We start from the raw sequence: 16,712 nt of genomic DNA on the forward strand, positions 1-16,712 counted from the left end.
AGTCTCGCCATGCCCTTCCCCGCCGGCCTTGCCGCGCCCGTCCTCGAAGGATCGCTCGTCCGGCTGGAGCCGCTGGAGCATCGGCACGCGGCCGGCCTCGCCGCGGCCGCGGAGGAGGATCGCGGCTCGTACGGGTTCACCTGGGTGCCCCGCGCCGGTGAGGTCGGCGACTACATCGACGCGCAGCTGGCCCGGGCCGCGGCCGGCACGCTGATGCCGTATGCGCAGATTGTTGGCGAAAGGGCGGTGGGCGCGACGGCCTACTGGGACCCTCGCCTGTGGCCGGATCGCGACGAGCTGTTCGCCGTCGAGGTCGGCTTCACCTGGCTCGCCGCCTCCGCGCAGGGGAGCGGGGTGAACCGCGAGGCGAAGCACCTGATGTTCGCCCACGCCTTCGAGCAGTGGCACGTCTCGCGCGTCGACCTCAAGACCGACGCCCGCAACGCCCGGTCCCGGGCCGCGATCGAGCGGGCCGGCGCCCGCTTCGAGGGTGTGCTGCGCAGCTGGTCGCGCTCGTGGGCGCCGGGCGAGGCCGGCCGGCTCCGCGACTCCGCGATCTTCTCGATCGTGGCCGCCGAGTGGCCGGCCCTGCGCGTTTCACAGCGCCAGTGACTCCACCCGGGCGCTCGCCACGGGGGTGCCGCCGACGATCTCGAAGCCGCCGAAGGCGATCAGCAGGTCCCGGCCGCCGATGACGACGTGGTCGGCCGAGAGCGAGCTGCGGCCCACGGCCAGCAGCGGCGACAACGTCTCCCAGCGGTCGGCCGCCGGGTCGTACCGCTCGGTGGTCCGCAGCGCGACGCCCGCGCCCTGGCCGCCGACCGCGTAGATCCGCCCGCCGGCCACGGCGATCCCCGGGTTGCCGCGGCCGGTGCTCATCGGCGCCGCCGCGTGCCAGGTGTCGGTCGCCGGGTCGTACCGCTCGACTGCCGGCAGCGAGGCCGCGTTGTCGTCGCGGCCGCCGATCGCGTAGATCTGGCCGCCCACCACGGCGAGCTTGAGCAGCCCGCGCCGGGTGGGCATCGGCCGCACGCTGTGCCACACGTCGGCGATCGCGTCGTAGGCCTCGGTCGCGCCGGTGGCGATGTCGTCCGCGTCGAAGCCGCCGACCAGGTAGATCCGCTCGCCGACGGCGGCCGCCGCCGCGCCGCCGCGCCCGCCGCCGGGCAGCGGGCGCCGGACCTGCCAGGCGCCCGCCGTGGGGTCGAGGACCTCGACGACGTCGGCCGGCTTGTCGCCGATGAAGCCGCCGAACACGTAGATCCGCTCGCCGGCCGCCGCGGCCGCCGGGTTGCCCCGCGCGGTCGGCATCGGTGTCACCCGCGCCCACCGCCCGCGGTCACGGTCGAGCCGCTCCACCGCGTCCAGCTCCTCGCCGAAACCGGTGGTGAAACCCCCGATCGCGTACGCCGTCTTGAAAGTCGCATTGATCAGCCCGCCGCGCGCCACGTTGAGCGGCGGACCCGGTATCCACAATCCAGCCATGCCGGAAGCGTGCGGGCCGGACCGTTCGCCCGGCCATACGACGTTCGTCGTACGAGCGGGCAGTGTCTACCGTGAGGCCGTGGCACAGCGGATGACGCTCAGTGATCGCGACGTGCGCACCATGCTCCGCGTCGCCGACCCGGACGACCCGGCCCCGAGCCCCGGCGCGGAGCCGTGGTCGGTGCTGCACGGCCTGAAGGCCCTGATCCCCTGCGACGCGATCGCGTTCTTCCAGCTCGACAGCGACCGCCGCACCCGGCCGTGGGGGCAGGACCTCCCGCAGGACGGCGAGTCCGACGACACCGCGTTCTGGGAGCATTACGCGGCTTGCTTGCCGTGCAGCTATCCCGACCACACGGGCGACCTGAGCCGGGTGACCACGTTCTCCGACTTCTACACGCTGCGCGAGCTGAAGAAGACCGGCATGTACGCCGACTACCTGCGCCCCAACGGCGTCGAGCGGGAGATCATGCTCTGCCTGCCCAGCCCGGCCCGGCGTACCGTGCGGCTGGTCCTCTTCCGCGGCCCCGGAGCTGATTTCGGCGAGCGCGACCGGGCGCTGCTCACCCTGCTGCGCCCGCACCTGCACCGGCTGCGCGGGACCCCGGACTCCACGGCCGGCCTCACCGGCCGTCAGCGGCAACTGTTGGGGCTGGTGGCGGCCGGATACACCAACGGGCAGATCGCCAGCCGGCTGGGCCTGGCCGATTCGACCGTCCGCAAGCACCTGGAGAACGCCTTCGACCGCCTCCAGGTGCACAGCCGGGCGGCGGCGGTGGCTCTGATGCGGGAGGGCTGAAAAGCCACGAAATCACCCGGTCGGTGCCTAAGGTGTGCGGGTGAGCCTGGTCCGCACCCGACGGACGGCACCGGTGTGCGCGCTGGTGCTGTCCTTCTGCGTGATCGCGGGCCTGAGCAGGGCGACCGCGCCGGAGCCGACGGCGCCAGCCATAACGAAGCCAGCGCCAGCGCCGCCGCAGGAAAAGCCATTAAAAGTCGCGATAAAACCGGACAAAACGCTGCCGGTCATTACGTATCGCCACGTGCCTAAGGGGTTTCCGGCCGACGAAGGGCAAGCCGCGATCACCGAAGGGCTCCACGCGCCCAAGAAGCTGCCGCTCTACGACGCGCCGGGCGGCAAGCCACGAGCGTTCCTCCCGCCAAGCATCCGCGGCGTCGAGATCACCGTGCCGATTGTCGAGCGCCGCCCCGGCTGGGTGGCCGTGCTCCTGCCGTCGATCAACCGGCGCGTCGGCTGGCTGCCGGCGAGCGGGTGGCATTCGCGGCCTCTGCGCGACCAACTGGTCGTGCGGCGAGGCACGCACGAGCTGACGTGGCTGCGCGATGGCGTACGGCGGGGGAGCTGGACCGTCGCGGTCGGCAGCACCCGGACGCCCACCCCGTTGGGACGCACCTTCGTGCTCGGCCGGACCGGCACTCACGGCGCCGTCTACGCGGGCAAGGACGCCCTGGTCCTCGGCGCGGTCCCCGACGACCGGGACGCCGTCGCGCCCGGCCTCCGCGACGCGCACACCGGCATCCACGCGTGGTACCGCAAGTCCGCCTTCGGCCGCAGCATCTCCAACGGCTGCGTCCGCCTGCCCGCCGCCGCCCAGCAGACTTTGCTGGACCACATCGGCGCCGGCACGCCGGTCATCGTGCTGAACTGAGGCGCGCCACGTCCGCCCGCACCGCCGCCGTGATGTGCGTGACGAGTTTCAGCAGGTCGTCGCAGTAGACCGAGGGCGCCCGGAAGCCGCGCGCCGGATGGTAGCGGTGCACGTAGTTGCCGCCGCCGCACACGTCCCGCACCGGGCACCGCAGGCATTCCGGCGCGAGCGCGGCCACCCCGATCTGCCGCGCCACGACTCCCGGCTCCCGCAGCGCGGCTTCGAGATCCTTGACCGGCAGCGAGGCCGCCCCCGGATAGGCCGTCTTCAGCGCGTCCACCTGCTCCAGCGACCCGTCCGTCTCGAAGACCGCCACCCGCACCGGCGCCAGCCCCACCGTCTCCGAGGTCACGCTTCCGCCCAGCACCAGCGTCACGATGTCGTCGAAGAGCCGGACCCGCGTCTCCCGCACCGGCGCGCGGTACCAGCGCTCGAACACCGCCACCAGCCAGTCCCCATAGCTTCCGGGTCGCGGCGGCGGCGTCACCCAGTTCGCGTGCGGCAGCAGGAAGTCCACGCTCGGCGGTTCGTGCGCGAGCAGCGCCGCATAGGTCTCCACCGGGTCGTTCGACGTGTCCACCACGCACAACAAACCCGCGAAGACGTCACGCTCCGCGTTCAGAAGAGCTATCCCATTCCGTACGCGTGAATAGCTTTGCCCCCGGTGTTTGTCGTTGGCGGCGCGACCACCGTCCAAGCTGACGGCGACCCGGATGCCCTGCCTCGCACACGCCGCGGCGAAGCCCGCGGTGACCAGCGTCCCGTTCGTCTGCAGGCGCAGCAGCACCGGCCCGATGATCTCCCGGGCGAGGGCGGCGAAGCGCTCGATCCGGGCCGCGCCCGCCAGCAGCGGCTCCCCGCCGTGGAAGATCAGGCTGACCGGCCCGTCGCGATGCGCGGCGATCCGGCGGCACACGTCCGCGAACGTCTCCTCGGTCATCACCCGGGGCTGCTCGCGCCACGACTGATCGGGCGACTCGTAGACGTAGCAGTAGTCGCAGGCCAGGTTGCACCGGCTGTGCACCTTGACCACGAACTCGTTGAACGTCGTCACGCCGCGGCGATCTCCAGCACCAGAAGGCCGGCCGTGACCCCGACGGCGAGGCCGCCGCCGACCGCCGCGCAGGAGCCGACCGGGAAATGGATGGGGATGGTGGTGGCGCGGGCGGTGCGCGTGTCCCAGAGGCGGACCGTGCCGTCGGCGCCGGCCGAGGCGAGCATGCCGTCGACCGCGGCGAGGCTGGTCACCGGGCCGGTGTGCCCCTCGAGGACGGCCTCCAGCAGGCCGGACTCCGGGTTCCACAGGCGCACGGTCTCGTCGCCGGCCGTCGCGAGCAGGCCGTTGATCGCGCAGACCGCGGTGACCGGGCCGGCGTGGCCGGCGAGCACGCGCGGGCGGCGGCCGGGGGCGAGGTCCCAGAGGCGCACGGTCCGGTCGTCGCCGCCCGAGGCGATCATCACCCGGCCGGCCACGTTGATCGCGCTCACCGCGTTGACCGTGCCGTTGTGGCCCTTGAGGACGCTCTGCTGGTGGCCGGTGGCGGGGTCCCACAGCCGTACGGTCTGGTCGTCGCCGCCGGAGGCGAGCAGCACCCGCCCGTTGGTCACGACCGCCGCGACCGCGCGCACCCGGTCGGTGTGGCCGCGCAGCACGATCAGCGAGCGTCCGGTCGCCGCCTCCCACAACCGGACGGTGCCGTCGTCGCCGGCCGAGGCGAGCCGGGCCTGCCCGCGCACCGGGACCGTGCCGATCGCGTTGACCCCGCCGGCGTGGTGGCCGCGCAGCTGGTCCCGCAGGGATCCGTCGGCGAGATCCCACAGCCGCACGGTGCCGTCCTCGCCGGCCGACGCGAGCAGGCCGTCGCCGGCCGGGCAGACCGCCCGCACGTGCTCGCCGTGCGCCTCGGCGTCCGCGTGCCGGTGGCCGGTCGCCGGGTCCCACAGCCGCACGGTGCGGTCGCCGCCGGCCGAGGCGAGCATGCCGTCCACGGCGCAGACGCTGCTCACCCAGTCGGCGTGGCCCTCGAGGATCGCCTCCTGCCGGCCGGTGTGCGGATCCCAGATCCGTACGGTGGTGTCGTTGGAAGCTGTTGCCAGTTTTTCCCGGATCGAACAGATGGAGTTGACCGCGCCGGTGTGCCCCCGCAGCACCGCCTGTTCCTGGCCGGTCGCCGGGTCCCACAGCCGCACGGTGCCGTCGATCGTGGACGCCGCCAGCAGCGACCGGCCGTCGATGGTGACCGACCGCAGCGTGGTCATCCAGGCGGCGTCCTCCTCGAGGATCGTCTCCTGCGCGCCGGTCTCCGGGTCCCACAGCCGTACGGTCAGGTCCTTGCTCGCGGTCACCACCAGCTCGCGGCCGCGCAGCTTGACCGCGCAGACCGCCTTCACCCAGTCGGTGTGGCCGGTCAGCACCGCGATCTCGTGGCCCGTGCCCGGGTCCCAGATCCGCACCACGTTGCCGCCGGCCGACGCGAGCAGGCCCTTGACCGCACAGACGGCGGTGACCGGGCCGGTGTGCGCGCGGAGCAGCTTCTGCTGGCGGCCGGTGGCCGGGTTCCACAGGCGTACCGTGCCGTCGTTGCCGCCCGAGGCGAGCATGCCGCGCACCGCACAGACGCTGTTCACCGGCCCGGCGTGCCCGGTCAGCACCGCCTGCTCGTGTCCGGTCAACGGGTTCCACAGCCGGATCGTCGCGTCGTCGCCGGCCGAGGCCAGCAGCCCCTTCACCGCGCACACGCTGTTGACCCAGTCGGTGTGCCCCTCCAGCGCGGCGTGCTCGACGCGCGGCGCGGTGTGCGCCCAGCGCGCCCGGTACGGCATCCCCGGGTGGGCGATGGTCGGCGGCAGCAACTGGAGCGCCTGCACGACGTTGAGCAGCGCGGCCCGCTCCGGCGCCGGCGCCGTGACCGCCTGCGGGGTGAGCCGCAGCAGGTGCGCCCGCTCCCGTTCCCGGGTCGCGTCGGCCGCGGCCGGAATGAGCCGCAGCAGATCGGCGTGCAACAGGAAGTCGTCGTCGGCGAGCACGTCGTCGATCATCCCGGCCCGGCCCGCGTGCCCCGCGAGCGAACGCAGCAGATAGGGCGGCGCCGCGGACCAGCCGTGCTCGCGGCCCAGATCCAGGAAAGCTCCGGCGAGGGCGCGCTCGTCGGCGCGGGCGCCGCCCTGGCCGCGGGGGCGCAGCAGGGCGTCGTTGAGCGCCTGGTGGAACAGGCGGAACACCGACTCGTGCCCCTCCTGCGACGTCTCCACCAGGAAGTTCGCGGCGGCTGAGCGGGCGAAGCGGTCCAGCGCCGGCTCGGCTATCCGGCCGCCGAGCGCCTCCGCGGCGACCTTCCACAGCGCGGTGGTCCAGCCCGGCGCCTCCGCGTAGGCGAGCGCGGTCAGCACCTCACGGGCCGGCATGCCGCCCACCGGCGAGAGCCGGGCGAGGAACGCGTCCAGCGCGGCGTCGACCGAGGGCGTCAGGGTCACGCTGCCCGGGCCGGTCGCGGTCGCGTCGTACATCCCGCGCCGGCGCGCCTCCAGGCCCGCGACCAGGAAATTCCCTTCGGCGAGCTCGGCGATGCGACGTGCCACCGGGTTCGCTATCGCTTCGTTCTCGTACGGGTTTCCGGGGCGCTCGTCGCCGATCAGGCGCAGGGTCGCCGACGCGTACGCCTGCAGGTCGCCCAGCTCCGAGTAGCGTCCCTCGTCGAGGTCGATGATCTTGGTCTCGCCGGACAGCCCCGCCAGCAGACTGCCGCGCGAGTCGTTGCGCCGCGTCCCGAGCACCACCTGCGCGCCCCGGTCCGCGCACGTCTGCACCAGCGGCAGCACGACCTTGCTCAGGATCAGCCGGGCCTCGTCGGCGGTGTCCGCCTCGTCGAGGGCGTCGATCACGACGTTGAACCTTTTGTTTCCGGAGCTCAACTGGTCGCGCACGGCGACCGCGAGCTCCTCGGGCTCATTCGGCAGCGGTATCGACGCCGCGGTGGCGATCTCCTTGGCCACCTCGAGCGCGGTCTTGCCCTTGGCGTGCACCGCGCACGCCACCGACCCCAGCGAGGCCCGCACCGCCACGTCGTCGGCCGGCAGCCGCGCCCGCAGCTTCGCGTCGGCGGTCGTCACGATGCGGCCCAGCACCGCCGACTTGCCCACCCCCGGGGACCCGGTCACCACCAGCACCCGCCGGTCCGGGGCTTTTCTTTCCAGCCAGGCCACGATCTCGCGCAGCGCCGCCGTCCGCCCCCGGAACCGGTAGCCGCGCTCCGCCTCGGTCGTCACCCCGCGCCCGCGCGGCACCCAGTGCCGGCCCGCCTCCCGATCGGCCGCCAGCTCCCAGCCCCACGACGACATCGCCACCGGCCCCGCGTCCACCGCGGTCCAGTCGACCAGCACGCGCAGCTTTTCCCCCGGCAGGAACACGTCGGCCTGCGCGATCGTCAGCGCCTGCGCGTCACCACGCCGCTCGCCGGTGATCCGCGCCCGCCCCACGATGCCCACCACGCCGTAGTCCGGAACCCACAGCCCGCCCCCGCTGAACCCTTGCTCCACCGGGTACGGCGAGTCCGTGTCCAGCCGCACCCAGCCATGTGCCAGCCGCGCGCCCACCACGCCCTGCGCCTCGTTGCCGTGCGGCAGGCTGCTCGCCGGGAAGCCGAACGCCCACCACCGCAGCCCCAGCAGCGCCTCCGGCTCCGGCGCCCGCAGCCGCGCCGGCTCCACCGCCGCCGGCAGATCCTCAGCGAAGTGCAGCACGGCGACATCGGCGATCCCCGGCTCGTCCGGGTCGTACTCGACCCGCTCGACCCGCTGCCGCACCTTCCACAGCTTGGTCACCCGCGGAAACGAAACCCAAATGTCTTTTTTGTTAGAGATTACGTGCGCACACGTCAGCGCCCGCCTAGGCGAGATCGCCACGGCCGTCCCGAACGGCTCGAACCCCCGCTCCCCGTCCCGCTCCCGGCCGTGCACGGCCAGCGTCCACGGATCCGATACCGGTCCCGTCACTGGCCTCCCTCCCCGAAAGTCCACATGCTAGCCGCGACACTTAGGCTCGTCCGGTGACGAGCACGATCATCGCGACGGCGTGGGTCTGCGTCCGGGACCGGCGGGTCCTGGTCGTGCGCCCCCACTACACCGACGCTTTCTACCTGCCCGGCGGCAAGCCCGAGCCCGGCGAGACCTACGCCGAGGCCGCCGCCCGCGAGGTGCGCGAGGAGGTCGGGCTCGTCCTGAACCCTGCCGATCTCACCCTCTACACGGAGATTGTGGCCCCTGCCCACAACCGTCCACCCGGCACGTCGGTGCACCTGGTCTGCTTCACGGGCGGCACCTTCGCGGGCACACCGGTCCCCGCCGCCGAGATAGGCGAGATCGCCTGGTTCACGCCGGCGGATTCAACCCGCTGCGCCCCCGCGATCCAACTGCTGATCGCCAACCTGGCCACCGCCGGCCACATCTGAGCCCCGCGCACCGTCTGGATCCCAAGGTGCGGCGCCACGTCCCGACCCGCGGGACCAACTCCCACATCCTGCCCGCGCCTCCCGCCCACTGGACGCCCCGCCCATTTCGCGAGACGGCGAGCGCGCCTCCACCGGAAATATCCGTGTAAATCGGTCATCAGTTGAACGAGGCCAACCAAGGATGATGAATCCCCGTCCGGACCTAACGCGAAGTCTTCAAGATCCGCCACGCCGCGGCGGGCCGGAGCGCCGGAAGCGGATGGCCACTGACGACCGGAACGGGCCGCACCCTGCCGTGACCACGTACTGACCGCGGCCATGGCTCGCCTGGGGTGAGTGCCGGTGACGGTGAGGGGCCGCATGCTGCGGTGGCCATGCACGGACCGCGGCCATGGCTCGCCTGGGGTGAGCGCCGGTGACCGGGAGCGGCCGCACGCTGCCGTGACCACGCATGGGCCGGGGCCATGGGCTCGCTCAGCCTGAGTACCGACGAGCGCAACGGCGCGACGCAACGCCGGCGGGAGGTGGACGCTCAGGCGGGTCGGCGGATGGCTACGGCGAAGGCGACCGCCACACCCAGGGCGATCGTCAACAGCGCCGAAGCCAGCAACGTAGGCCGGGCGCCGATCGCCGTGACCAGCGGACCGCCCAGCAAGGTGCCCAGGGACGTGGCGGGGATCGTCAAGGCGGCCCGCGTGGCCAGGACCCGGCTCAGGACCTCGGGCGGCGTAGCCAGCTGAAACAACGACGTCGCGATCGCGTTGAACGGCCCGTAGATCAAGCCGCCCACCGCGAGGCCGACCAGCCCGGGCAGGATCGCGTCGGTCAGGCCCAGGGGCAGCAGGGATGCGCCCCACCCGATGATGATGCCGACCACGACCAGCCAGGGTGGACGGTTGCGCAGGAGCGAAGCGCTGACGGCCCCGATGGTGGCGCCGACCCCGAAGACGGTCCAGTAAAGGCCCAGCAGGCGAGCCGAACCGGAGAGGTCCTGGGCGATGTGGACCGGCAGCGCCACCTCCACCGGGCCGTAGAGGAAGAAGAAAGCGCCGGTCACAGCGATCAGGCCCAGAAGCTGCGGGCGGTCGGCGATCGCGCGCCAGCCACCGGTCGTAGGAGGGGGAGGGGGTGGGCCGGCCGGGATCCAGCGGCACGACAGGGCCAGGAAGGCGAAGCTCAAAGCGTCGATCCCGATCACCCAGCCGGGACCGAAGAGGGCGGCCAGCACGCCGGCCAGGGCAGGCCCGACGACGATCGCGGCCTGCGTGAACGTGGACAGCAGGGCGTTGCCGGCCAACCGCTGGTCGGGCGGGAGCAGCTCGGCGATCAGGGTGTAGGCGCCGGCGTTGCCCCAGGCGTGCAGCAACGAGGAAAGGGCGAGCAATACGACGTACGTGATGGGGGAAAGACCACCGATCACCGCGAGAAACGCCGCCGCGCCCAGGGTGAGCGCGCGCAGCCACGCGTCGGCCGCCACCAGGCGAGAGGCACGCAACGAGCGCATCGGACGGGCCAGGAGGGCCGCGCCGAGGGTCGCGGGGAGGGCGTAGGCGGCCACCGACAGGCCCACCCAGACGCCGGCGCCGGCGGGCGGGGCGATCGAGACGGCCAGCCAGGCCACGGCGACCAGGCTCATGCCGTCTCCGAGGGCGGAGACCAGCAGGCCGGGGAGGATCCGGCGGAGCGCGGGATGCCGGAGGAGGCTCACCCGCCCAGCGCCACGTGGAGGATCTTCTCGTTGCTGTTGTTCGGGGTGCTGTCCTTGTCGCCGGCCGTCGTGGTGGTCAGCCAGAGGCCGCCGTCGGGGGCGGGCTCGATGGTGCGCAGGCGGCCGTAGGTGCCGGTGAAGTACTGCTGCGCCGGGCCCAGCCCGTCGCCGGTGATGGGGGCGCGGTACATCCGGGCGCCGCGCTGGCAGGCGAGGTAGACGACGTCGCGGACGATGGCGACGCCGGAGCAGGAACCGGAGGCGGTGGGGTAGGTGGCCTTGGGCGCGATGTAGCGCCCGCAGTCGCCGCTGGTGCCCTCGCACTTGGGCCAGCCGTAGTTGCCGCCCCGGGTGATCAGGTTGGTCTCGTCCATGATGGCGTTGCCGAACTCCTGCTCCCACAGCCGGCCCTGGGAGTCGAAGGCGAGGCCCTGCGGGTTGCGGTGGCCGTAGCTCCAGACGTAGTTGCCGAACGGGTTGTCGGCGGGGACCGAGCCGTCGGGGTTGAGCCGCAGCACCTTGCCGTTGAGGTTCTTCTTGTTCTGGGCGTTGTCACCGTTCTGGGCGTCGCCGGTGGCGGCGTACAGCTTGCCGTCGGGGCCGAAGCGCAGCCGGCCGCCGTCGTGGAACTTGTTGCGCAGGATGCCGGTGACCAGGACCTGCTCGGTTTCGGGCCGGAGCTTGTCGCCGGCCAGCTGGATCCGGACGATCCGGTTGTCGGTTGGCGAGGTGTGCATCAGGTAGAGCCAGTGGTCGGCGGCGAAGGTGGGCGCGATGGCCAGGCCGGTGAGGCCGCCCTCGCCGTCGGTGCTCTGCACGTTCGGCACGGCGCCGACGTTCGTCTTCGCGCCGGTCGCGGGGTTGAGCTTGATCAGGTCGTGGGCGTCGCGGCGGGCGTACAGGATGCTGCCGTCGGGCAGGGTGGTCAGGCCCCACGGCAGGTCGGTCTCGGTGGTGACCGGGGTGACCTCGCAGACGGCGTTGGTGCAGGCGGCGCCGGTGGTGAACGTCGCGGCCCGGCTGCGCGGGGAGGCGTTGCCCTGGGCGTCGACGGCGACCACCTCGTACGAGAAAGCGGTGTTGGGTTTGAGGCCGCTGTCGGTGAAGGTGGTGCCGACGACCGAGCCGGCCTTCTCGGCGCCCCGGTAGACGTCGTAGGTCTTGACGCCGATGTTGTCCTTGGCTGCCTTCCACCTCAGCGTCACCGACGTGCCCGCGGCGCTGCCGGTTAGCCCGGTCGGCGCGGTGGGCGCCTTGGTGTCGGCGGTGCACTGCGGCACCGTGATCGGCACGGTGGTGCTGGCCTGCGAGACGTTGCCGTCGGCGTCGCGGGCGTTGACGTAGAGGCCCCAGCTCGCCCCGGGCGCGACGGTCAGGCCGGCCGACAGGGCCGTCACCGACTTCATCAGCTGCCCGTCGTGGTAGACGTCGTAGAAGGCCACCTTCTTGTCGTCGGTGGCGGCGTCCCAGGCGAAGTTGACGGTCTTGCAGGTGAGGTCGCTGACCCGGGGATTGCCCGGCACGCTGGGCGTGGTCGCGACACTGCCGGAGGTGCGGCCGGCGACCAAAGCGACGGTCACACCGACGGCCGCGACGACCACCGCCGTGGCCGCGATCAGCAGCGTGCGTCGGGCCATGGGGTCCTCCTCCGAGTCGCCTGACAGCAGAGGACTCTAGTAACCGCGATCACCAGGTGCGATTCTGGACGGCGTGCTGGTGGATTTCGAGGCCGAGCTGTGGGTCTGGGAGGCCCGCCGCGACGACAGCTGGACGTTCGTGAGCCTGCCGGTCGACGCGTCGGACACGATTCGGGAACTGACCGCCGGGCAGCAGCGCGGCTTCGGCTCGGTGAAGGTCAAGGCGACCGTGGGGCTGACCACGTGGCGCACGTCGATCTTCCCGGACGGCAAGCTGGGCGTCTACGTGCTGCCGGTCAAGAAGGCCGTGCGCAAGGCGCAGTCGATCGAGCCGGGCGACGTCGTCAGAGTGACGGTCGAGCTGGCGTGAAGAAGCGGTTCGCGACCGCGGTGTGGATGCTGAAACCGAGCTCGGTGGGGCTGTAGAGGATCTCCCAGCCGAGGGTTTCCTCGTTCGGCGCCGAGGGCGGGACGGAGACGGCATCCGGGAACAGGGCGAAGACGAGCAGGGTGCCGTCGGGCGCGCTGACCGTGTCGAAATGGCGTACGGATGCCGGGTCGGTTTTGATGCCGACCTCCTCGAACAGCTCCCGGGCGGCGGCCGACTGCCACGTCTCACCCACGTCGATGTAACCGCCGGGCAGGGCCAGCCGGTCACGGGCGGGCGGGATGCCCCGGCGTACCACCAGGAGGCCCGTGCCGACGGGCTGGACCGCGACCGCGACCGGTTTCGGATTTTGATAGCTGGTCTCGCCGCAGGCCGCGCAGCGCCGCGGCCACCGCTGGCCGGGCGTGAACCGCGCGCCGCAGAAGGTGCAGTGGGCGAATTTGTCAGGCATGCAGCGGCGAGTTGCAGGCCGCCACGAGCGCCTGGCGGCAGGCCGACATGAGCGGCCGCAGCGCGGCGTCGCGCTGCTGCGCCTCGTACCCGTTGATCGCGCCGCCGGGTGCGTTGGTCTCGGCGAGCGCGAGCACCTGGTCGAGCACGCCGGCCCGGGCGAACAGCCGCCGGGCGCGCGGGTCGAAGCCGGGCGGCAGCGTGGCCGTGCTCTCCGGCCGGCGCAGCGCCTGCAGGGCGCCGGCCAGCTCGGGTTTCCACTGGGCCACGTCGAGCTTGGTGAGCTGGGCGGTGGCCTCGCCGAGCGCGGCGGTCAGCTCGGCCTCGGCCTCGGCCGGGCCCATCTGGAAGACCGGCTTGTAGTCGGCCACCGGGAAGAACCGCCAGAGCACGGTCTCGAACTCGACGCCCGAGCCGGACGTGTGCCGCCGGACCTCGGGGACGATGCCGAAGCCCGGAGTCATCACGGCCTCGCCGACCAGCATGGCGGCGCCGGTCAGCTCGCCGGGGCCGGGCAGGCCGCGGGGGTCGCCGGGGGCCGGCAGCACCAGGCGGATGTCGTCGGGGTGGACCTTGGCGAAGACGGGCAGGCCCTGCGGGAGGGGCACGTCGGTCCACGTGCCGGGCGCGTCGGCGACGAGGTGCTCCTCGTCGGCGGCGATCTCACCGGCCAGCTCGTCGAACGGCACCAAGCCCGCGCGCCAGGCGCGTACCCAGGCCACGAACCGGGTCGAGCGCCGCGCGGTGCGGGTGGCCGCATCTGCAGCGGGGGACATGCGAGCAAGGGTACGTGCCCATCGGGAAGGTTGTCTCGGCCGGAGCGTCAGAAAGGGCGTGTCCCAACGCACGGGTTACGGTGCCTTGCATGTATGGGGAGGACGTGCTCAAGGGTCAGCGGCGCCGCCAGAAGGTGGTCCCCGAGGTGGACGCCGAGCCCGATCTGGTGGTGGAGGACGCCGACTCCGGGTTCTGCGGCGCGGTCGTGGGTTTCGAGCTCGGCGCGGTGGTGCTGGAGGACAGGTTCGGCAAGCGGCGCAACTTCCCGCTGACGCCGGCGGCGTTCCTGCTGGACGGTGAGCCGGTCACCCTGAGGCGCCCGGTTGTCGAAGCAAGAAACCAGCGCAGGATCACCGCCTCCGGCTCGATCGCGGTCGATGGCGTGAAGGCGCAGGTCGCCAAGGCCAGCCGGATCTGGGTCGAGGGCATCCACGACGCCGCGCTGGTCGAGCGGATCTGGGGCGACGACCTGCGGATCGAGGGCGTGGTGGTGGAGCCGCTGGACGGCATCGACGATCTTCATGCCGCGGTGCAGGCCTTCCGGCCGAGTCGAGACCGCCGCCTCGGCGTGCTGGTCGATCACCTCGTTCCGGGCTCCAAGGAGAGCCGGATCGTCGCCGCGGTCAAGGACCCGAACGTGTTGATCACGGGTCACCCTTACGTCGACATCTGGCAGGCGGTGCGCCCCGAACGGGTCGGCATCAAGAAATGGCCGGTCATCCCGCCGGGGCGCAACTGGAAGGAGGGCGTTTGCGAGGCGTTCGGCGTGCGCGAGCCGGCCGACATGTGGCGCCGCATCCTGCGCGAGGTGAGCAGCTACAAGGACGTCGAGACGCCGCTGATCAACTCGATGGAGCGGCTGATCGATTTCGTCACGGTTCCCACGTAGAGCCGAGGCGCTGCTCCCACGTAGAGCCGAGGCGCTGCGCGGCCTCGGCGAGCCGATCCGGCGGATTCGCCGCATAGCCGAGAACAAGGCCCGGCGGTCCGGGTTCCATGCGGTGCCAAGAGAGCGGTTGCACCCGTACGCCGTTGGCAGCCGCTCGCTCGGCGACGGCGACATCGGACGTGCCCGGTGGCAGCAGGATCAGCAGATGCAGGCCGGCCGCGACCCCGGTTACCCGCGCCTGCGGCAGGTGCTGGCGCAGCCCCGCGAGCAGGGCGTCCCGGCGGCGGCGCTGACGGGCGCGGACCATCCGCAGGTGCCGTTCGTAGTCGCCGGTCGCGAGCAGGCGGGCCAGCACGAGCTGGGGGAGCGCGGGGTTGCCCAGGTCGGTGTCGTGCTTCGCCTCGAGCAGGGCCGGCTGCAGCCGGCGGGGGGCGATCATCCAGCCGAGGCGCATGCCGGGCGCGAGGGATTTGGAGACACTGCCGGCGTACGCGACGCGCTCGGGCGCCGAACCTTGCAGGGCCGCGACGGGCGCCCGGTCGTAGCGGTGCTCGGCGTCGTAGTCGTCCTCGACGATCAGGCCGCCCCACTCGAGCAGGGCGCGGCGGCGGGCGGGGCTCAGCACGACCCCGGTCGGGAACTGGTGCGCCGGGGTCAGGACGGCCACTTCCTGGGTGATCCGGTCGACTTGGATGCCCTCCTCGTCGACGGGGACGGGCTCCGGCCGTACGCCCCAATGGGTCATTTGATCCCGGGCCCCGCGCGATCCGGGATCCTCGACGGCGGCGGCGGTCACGCCGCTCGCCCGCAGTGTCCGCGCCAGCAGCGCCAGGGCCTGCGCCACGCCGCTCACCACGATGATGTCGTCGGCCTCGGCCCGGACCCCTCGGGTGCGCCGCAGCCAGCCGATCAGCTCCTCGCGCAGCTTGGGGGTGCCGCCGGGGTCGCCGTAGCCGAGGTCCTCGCTGGTGATCTCGTCGAGGACGGCCTTCTCGGCCCGCAGCCATTGCGCGCGGGGGAACGCCGACAGATCGGGCACACCGGGCGAGAGGTCGATGCCTTCGGTGGGCGGGAGCGGAAGCTGGAGGCGGCTCAAAGCGGTCCGGCGATCCGATGAGATACCCGATTTATCGGAAATGCCGGAAATGACGGTGCCGGAGCCAGTGCGACCCGTGGCCAAGCCCTCGTCGATCAGGCGCTGATAAGCCTCGACCACCACTCCGCGCGAGATCTTGAGATCGGCCGCGAGCACCCGCGTGGCCGGCAGGCGGGTGCCCGAGGCGAGCCGGCGCGCGGCAATGGCGTCCCGAAGGCCTGCGGTGAGCCAAGCGGTGAGCCCTTTGGCCGGCGCGTCGTCGGCACGCAGCTGGAGGAAGTCGGAAATTGGTCCTCCTTTTGAGCACCCGGATTGGCCCTTCAACCGGACCATACCCGCCGGAAGCATACGTGGCGTGAAAGCCTTACCGCTCCTGGCCGGCGCCGCCGGCATGGTCTTCGTCGGCGGCAGCGTCGCTGTCTCCGGCGTGCTCGCCGACACTCCCGTGCTCACCGTCCAGGCGCTGCGCTACGCCGTGGCCTCGCTGCTGCTCACGCTGGTCGCCCGCCGCCTGGTCCGCCCGCGCGGCGCCGAATGGCTCTGGCTCGCCGGCGTCGTGGTGACCGGCATGTTCGTCTTCAACCTGGCCCTGGTCTTCGGCGCCGGGCACGCCGAGCCTGCCGTCCTCGGCGTCGCGGTGGCCTGCGTGCCGGTGCTGCTCGCGGTGCTCGGCCCGCTGCTCGAGGGGCACGCGCCCGCGGCCCGCCTGGTCCTCGCGGCGGCGGTGGTGACTGCCGGGGCGGCCCTGGTGCAGGGGTTCGGGCGGGCCGACGGGATCGGGCTGCTGTGGGCGGTGGTGACGTTCGCCTGCGAGGCCGGCTTCACGCTGCTCGCGGTGCCGGTGCTGAAGCGCCACGGGCCGCTGGGCGTCTCGGTGCACTCGACCTGGATGGCGGCGATCGTGTTCGCGGTGACCGGCGTGATCTGGGAGGGCCCGGGCGCGGTGCTGCGGCTGAACACCGCGGACCTGCTGGCCGGCGCCTATCTCGCGGTCGGGGTGACCGCGCTGGCGTTCGTGCTCTGGTACGCCTGCGTCCAGCGGGTCGGCGCGGCCCGCGCGGGACTGCTCACCGGGGTCGCGCCGATCTCGGCCGCGGCGACCGGGGTGGCGCTCGGCGGGCCGCTGCCCTCATTGCTCGTTTGGCTGGGCGTCGCGGTCGTGGCG

At 72.7% G+C, this 16,712-nt stretch carries 14 protein-coding genes and 1 pseudogene; 7 read left to right on the plus strand and 8 right to left on the minus strand.

The features are described from left to right. Nucleotides 1–9 precede the first annotated feature (9 nt). Nucleotides 10–612 (plus strand): GNAT family N-acetyltransferase, encoded by a 603-nt coding sequence (locus tag ACQPZX_RS10930; protein ID WP_433378024.1) that lies wholly within the window; start codon nt 10–12, stop codon nt 610–612. On the opposite strand, the gene ACQPZX_RS10935 is transcribed toward ACQPZX_RS10930, so the two are convergent. Next, entirely contained in the window at nt 598–1,485 is an 888-nt protein-coding gene (locus tag ACQPZX_RS10935) for a Kelch repeat-containing protein (protein WP_433378027.1), read from the minus strand. The two genes, ACQPZX_RS10930 and ACQPZX_RS10935, sit on opposite strands and share 15 nt — an antisense overlap. 79 nt (nt 1,486–1,564) lie before the next feature. On the opposite strand from ACQPZX_RS10935, the gene ACQPZX_RS10940 reads away from it, so the two are divergent. Beyond that, nucleotides 1,565–2,284, plus strand: a complete 720-nt coding sequence (locus ACQPZX_RS10940) for a helix-turn-helix transcriptional regulator (RefSeq protein ID WP_433378030.1) — start codon at nt 1,565–1,567, stop codon at nt 2,282–2,284. A 244-nt stretch (nt 2,285–2,528) separates the two neighbouring features. After that, nucleotides 2,529–3,155 carry a L,D-transpeptidase gene (locus ACQPZX_RS10945; RefSeq protein ID WP_433378033.1) on the plus strand — a complete coding sequence of 209 codons (627 nt, stop codon included), beginning with the start codon at nt 2,529–2,531 and terminating at the stop codon, nt 3,153–3,155. Here ACQPZX_RS10945 and ACQPZX_RS10950 read toward each other — a convergent pair. After that, entirely contained in the window at nt 3,139–4,209 is a 1,071-nt protein-coding gene (locus ACQPZX_RS10950; RefSeq protein ID WP_433378036.1) for an FxsB family cyclophane-forming radical SAM/SPASM peptide maturase, read from the minus strand. The genes ACQPZX_RS10945 and ACQPZX_RS10950 overlap by 17 nt on opposite strands. Next, nucleotides 4,206–8,171, minus strand: coding sequence for a trypsin-like peptidase domain-containing protein (locus ACQPZX_RS10955; protein ID WP_433378039.1), 3,966 nt, complete (start codon nt 8,169–8,171; stop codon nt 4,206–4,208). The genes ACQPZX_RS10950 and ACQPZX_RS10955 overlap by 4 nt, the downstream gene beginning before the upstream one ends. 29 nt (nt 8,172–8,200) lie before the next feature. Here ACQPZX_RS10955 and ACQPZX_RS10960 point away from each other — a divergent pair, with 29 nt between their 5' ends. Further along, the gene (locus tag ACQPZX_RS10960; RefSeq protein ID WP_433378042.1) at nt 8,201–8,602 is read left to right on the plus strand and encodes an NUDIX hydrolase; all 402 of its coding nucleotides are present in this window, start codon (nt 8,201–8,203) and stop codon (nt 8,600–8,602) included. A gap of 532 nt (nt 8,603–9,134) precedes the next feature. Here the strand turns inward: ACQPZX_RS10960 and ACQPZX_RS10965 are convergent. Together ACQPZX_RS10965 and ACQPZX_RS10970 are read right to left on the minus strand one after the other, a co-directional pair. Then, the gene (locus ACQPZX_RS10965; RefSeq protein ID WP_433378045.1) at nt 9,135–10,310 is read right to left on the minus strand and encodes an MFS transporter; all 1,176 of its coding nucleotides are present in this window, start codon (nt 10,308–10,310) and stop codon (nt 9,135–9,137) included. Continuing rightward, nucleotides 10,307–11,947 carry a PQQ-dependent sugar dehydrogenase gene (locus ACQPZX_RS10970; RefSeq protein WP_433378048.1) on the minus strand — a complete coding sequence of 547 codons (1,641 nt, stop codon included), beginning with the start codon at nt 11,945–11,947 and terminating at the stop codon, nt 10,307–10,309. Before ACQPZX_RS10970 ends, ACQPZX_RS10965 begins: the two co-directional genes overlap by 4 nt. A 73-nt stretch (nt 11,948–12,020) precedes the next feature. On the opposite strand from ACQPZX_RS10970, the gene ACQPZX_RS10975 reads away from it, so the two are divergent. Beyond that, nucleotides 12,021–12,317, plus strand: coding sequence for a DUF1905 domain-containing protein (locus tag ACQPZX_RS10975; RefSeq protein ID WP_433378051.1), 297 nt, complete (start codon nt 12,021–12,023; stop codon nt 12,315–12,317). Here the strand turns inward: ACQPZX_RS10975 and ACQPZX_RS10980 are convergent. Beyond that, nucleotides 12,292–12,786 (minus strand): NUDIX domain-containing protein, encoded by a 495-nt coding sequence (locus ACQPZX_RS10980; RefSeq protein WP_433378054.1) that lies wholly within the window; start codon nt 12,784–12,786, stop codon nt 12,292–12,294. The genes ACQPZX_RS10975 and ACQPZX_RS10980 overlap by 26 nt on opposite strands. Beyond that, the gene (locus tag ACQPZX_RS10985) at nt 12,779–13,561 is read right to left on the minus strand and encodes a hypothetical protein (protein WP_433378057.1); all 783 of its coding nucleotides are present in this window, start codon (nt 13,559–13,561) and stop codon (nt 12,779–12,781) included. Before ACQPZX_RS10985 ends, ACQPZX_RS10980 begins: the two co-directional genes overlap by 8 nt. Nucleotides 13,562–13,650: 89 nt before the next feature. Here ACQPZX_RS10985 and ACQPZX_RS10990 point away from each other — a divergent pair, with 89 nt between their 5' ends. Further along, complete coding sequence (locus tag ACQPZX_RS10990; RefSeq protein WP_433378060.1) at nt 13,651–14,451, plus strand: DUF3097 domain-containing protein; 801 nt, start codon at nt 13,651–13,653, stop codon at nt 14,449–14,451. On the opposite strand, the gene ACQPZX_RS10995 is transcribed toward ACQPZX_RS10990, so the two are convergent. After that, nucleotides 14,435–15,880 (minus strand): PLP-dependent aminotransferase family protein, encoded by a 1,446-nt coding sequence (locus ACQPZX_RS10995; protein ID WP_433378063.1) that lies wholly within the window; start codon nt 15,878–15,880, stop codon nt 14,435–14,437. The genes ACQPZX_RS10990 and ACQPZX_RS10995 overlap by 17 nt on opposite strands. Before the next feature lie 58 nt (nt 15,881–15,938). Between ACQPZX_RS10995 and ACQPZX_RS11000 the strand changes: the two are divergent. Then, nucleotides 15,939–16,667 (plus strand): annotated as a pseudogene (locus ACQPZX_RS11000) (EamA family transporter); the annotation flags it as partial. Between the last annotated feature and the right edge of the window lie 45 nt (nt 16,668–16,712).

The sequence above is a fragment of the Actinoplanes sp. CA-142083 genome (assembly GCF_050942195.1).
In the GTDB taxonomy this organism is placed as follows: domain Bacteria; phylum Actinomycetota; class Actinomycetes; order Mycobacteriales; family Micromonosporaceae; genus Actinoplanes.

Bases quoted from the DNA above. Each gene is read 5' to 3' on its own strand.
- ACQPZX_RS10990 (WP_433378060.1), top strand. From the start codon at position 13,651: ATGTATGGGGAGGACGTGCTCAAGGGTCAGCGGCGCCGCCAGAAGGTG.
- ACQPZX_RS10970 (WP_433378048.1), bottom strand. From the start codon at position 11,947: ATGGCCCGACGCACGCTGCTGATCGCGGCCACGGCGGTGGTCGTCGCG.
- ACQPZX_RS10995 (WP_433378063.1), bottom strand. From the start codon at position 15,880: ATGGTCCGGTTGAAGGGCCAATCCGGGTGCTCAAAAGGAGGACCAATT.
- ACQPZX_RS10935 (WP_433378027.1), bottom strand. From the start codon at position 1,485: ATGGCTGGATTGTGGATACCGGGTCCGCCGCTCAACGTGGCGCGCGGC.
- ACQPZX_RS10985 (WP_433378057.1), bottom strand. From the start codon at position 13,561: ATGTCCCCCGCTGCAGATGCGGCCACCCGCACCGCGCGGCGCTCGACC.
- ACQPZX_RS10980 (WP_433378054.1), bottom strand. From the start codon at position 12,786: ATGCCTGACAAATTCGCCCACTGCACCTTCTGCGGCGCGCGGTTCACG.
- ACQPZX_RS10930 (WP_433378024.1), top strand. From the start codon at position 10: ATGCCCTTCCCCGCCGGCCTTGCCGCGCCCGTCCTCGAAGGATCGCTC.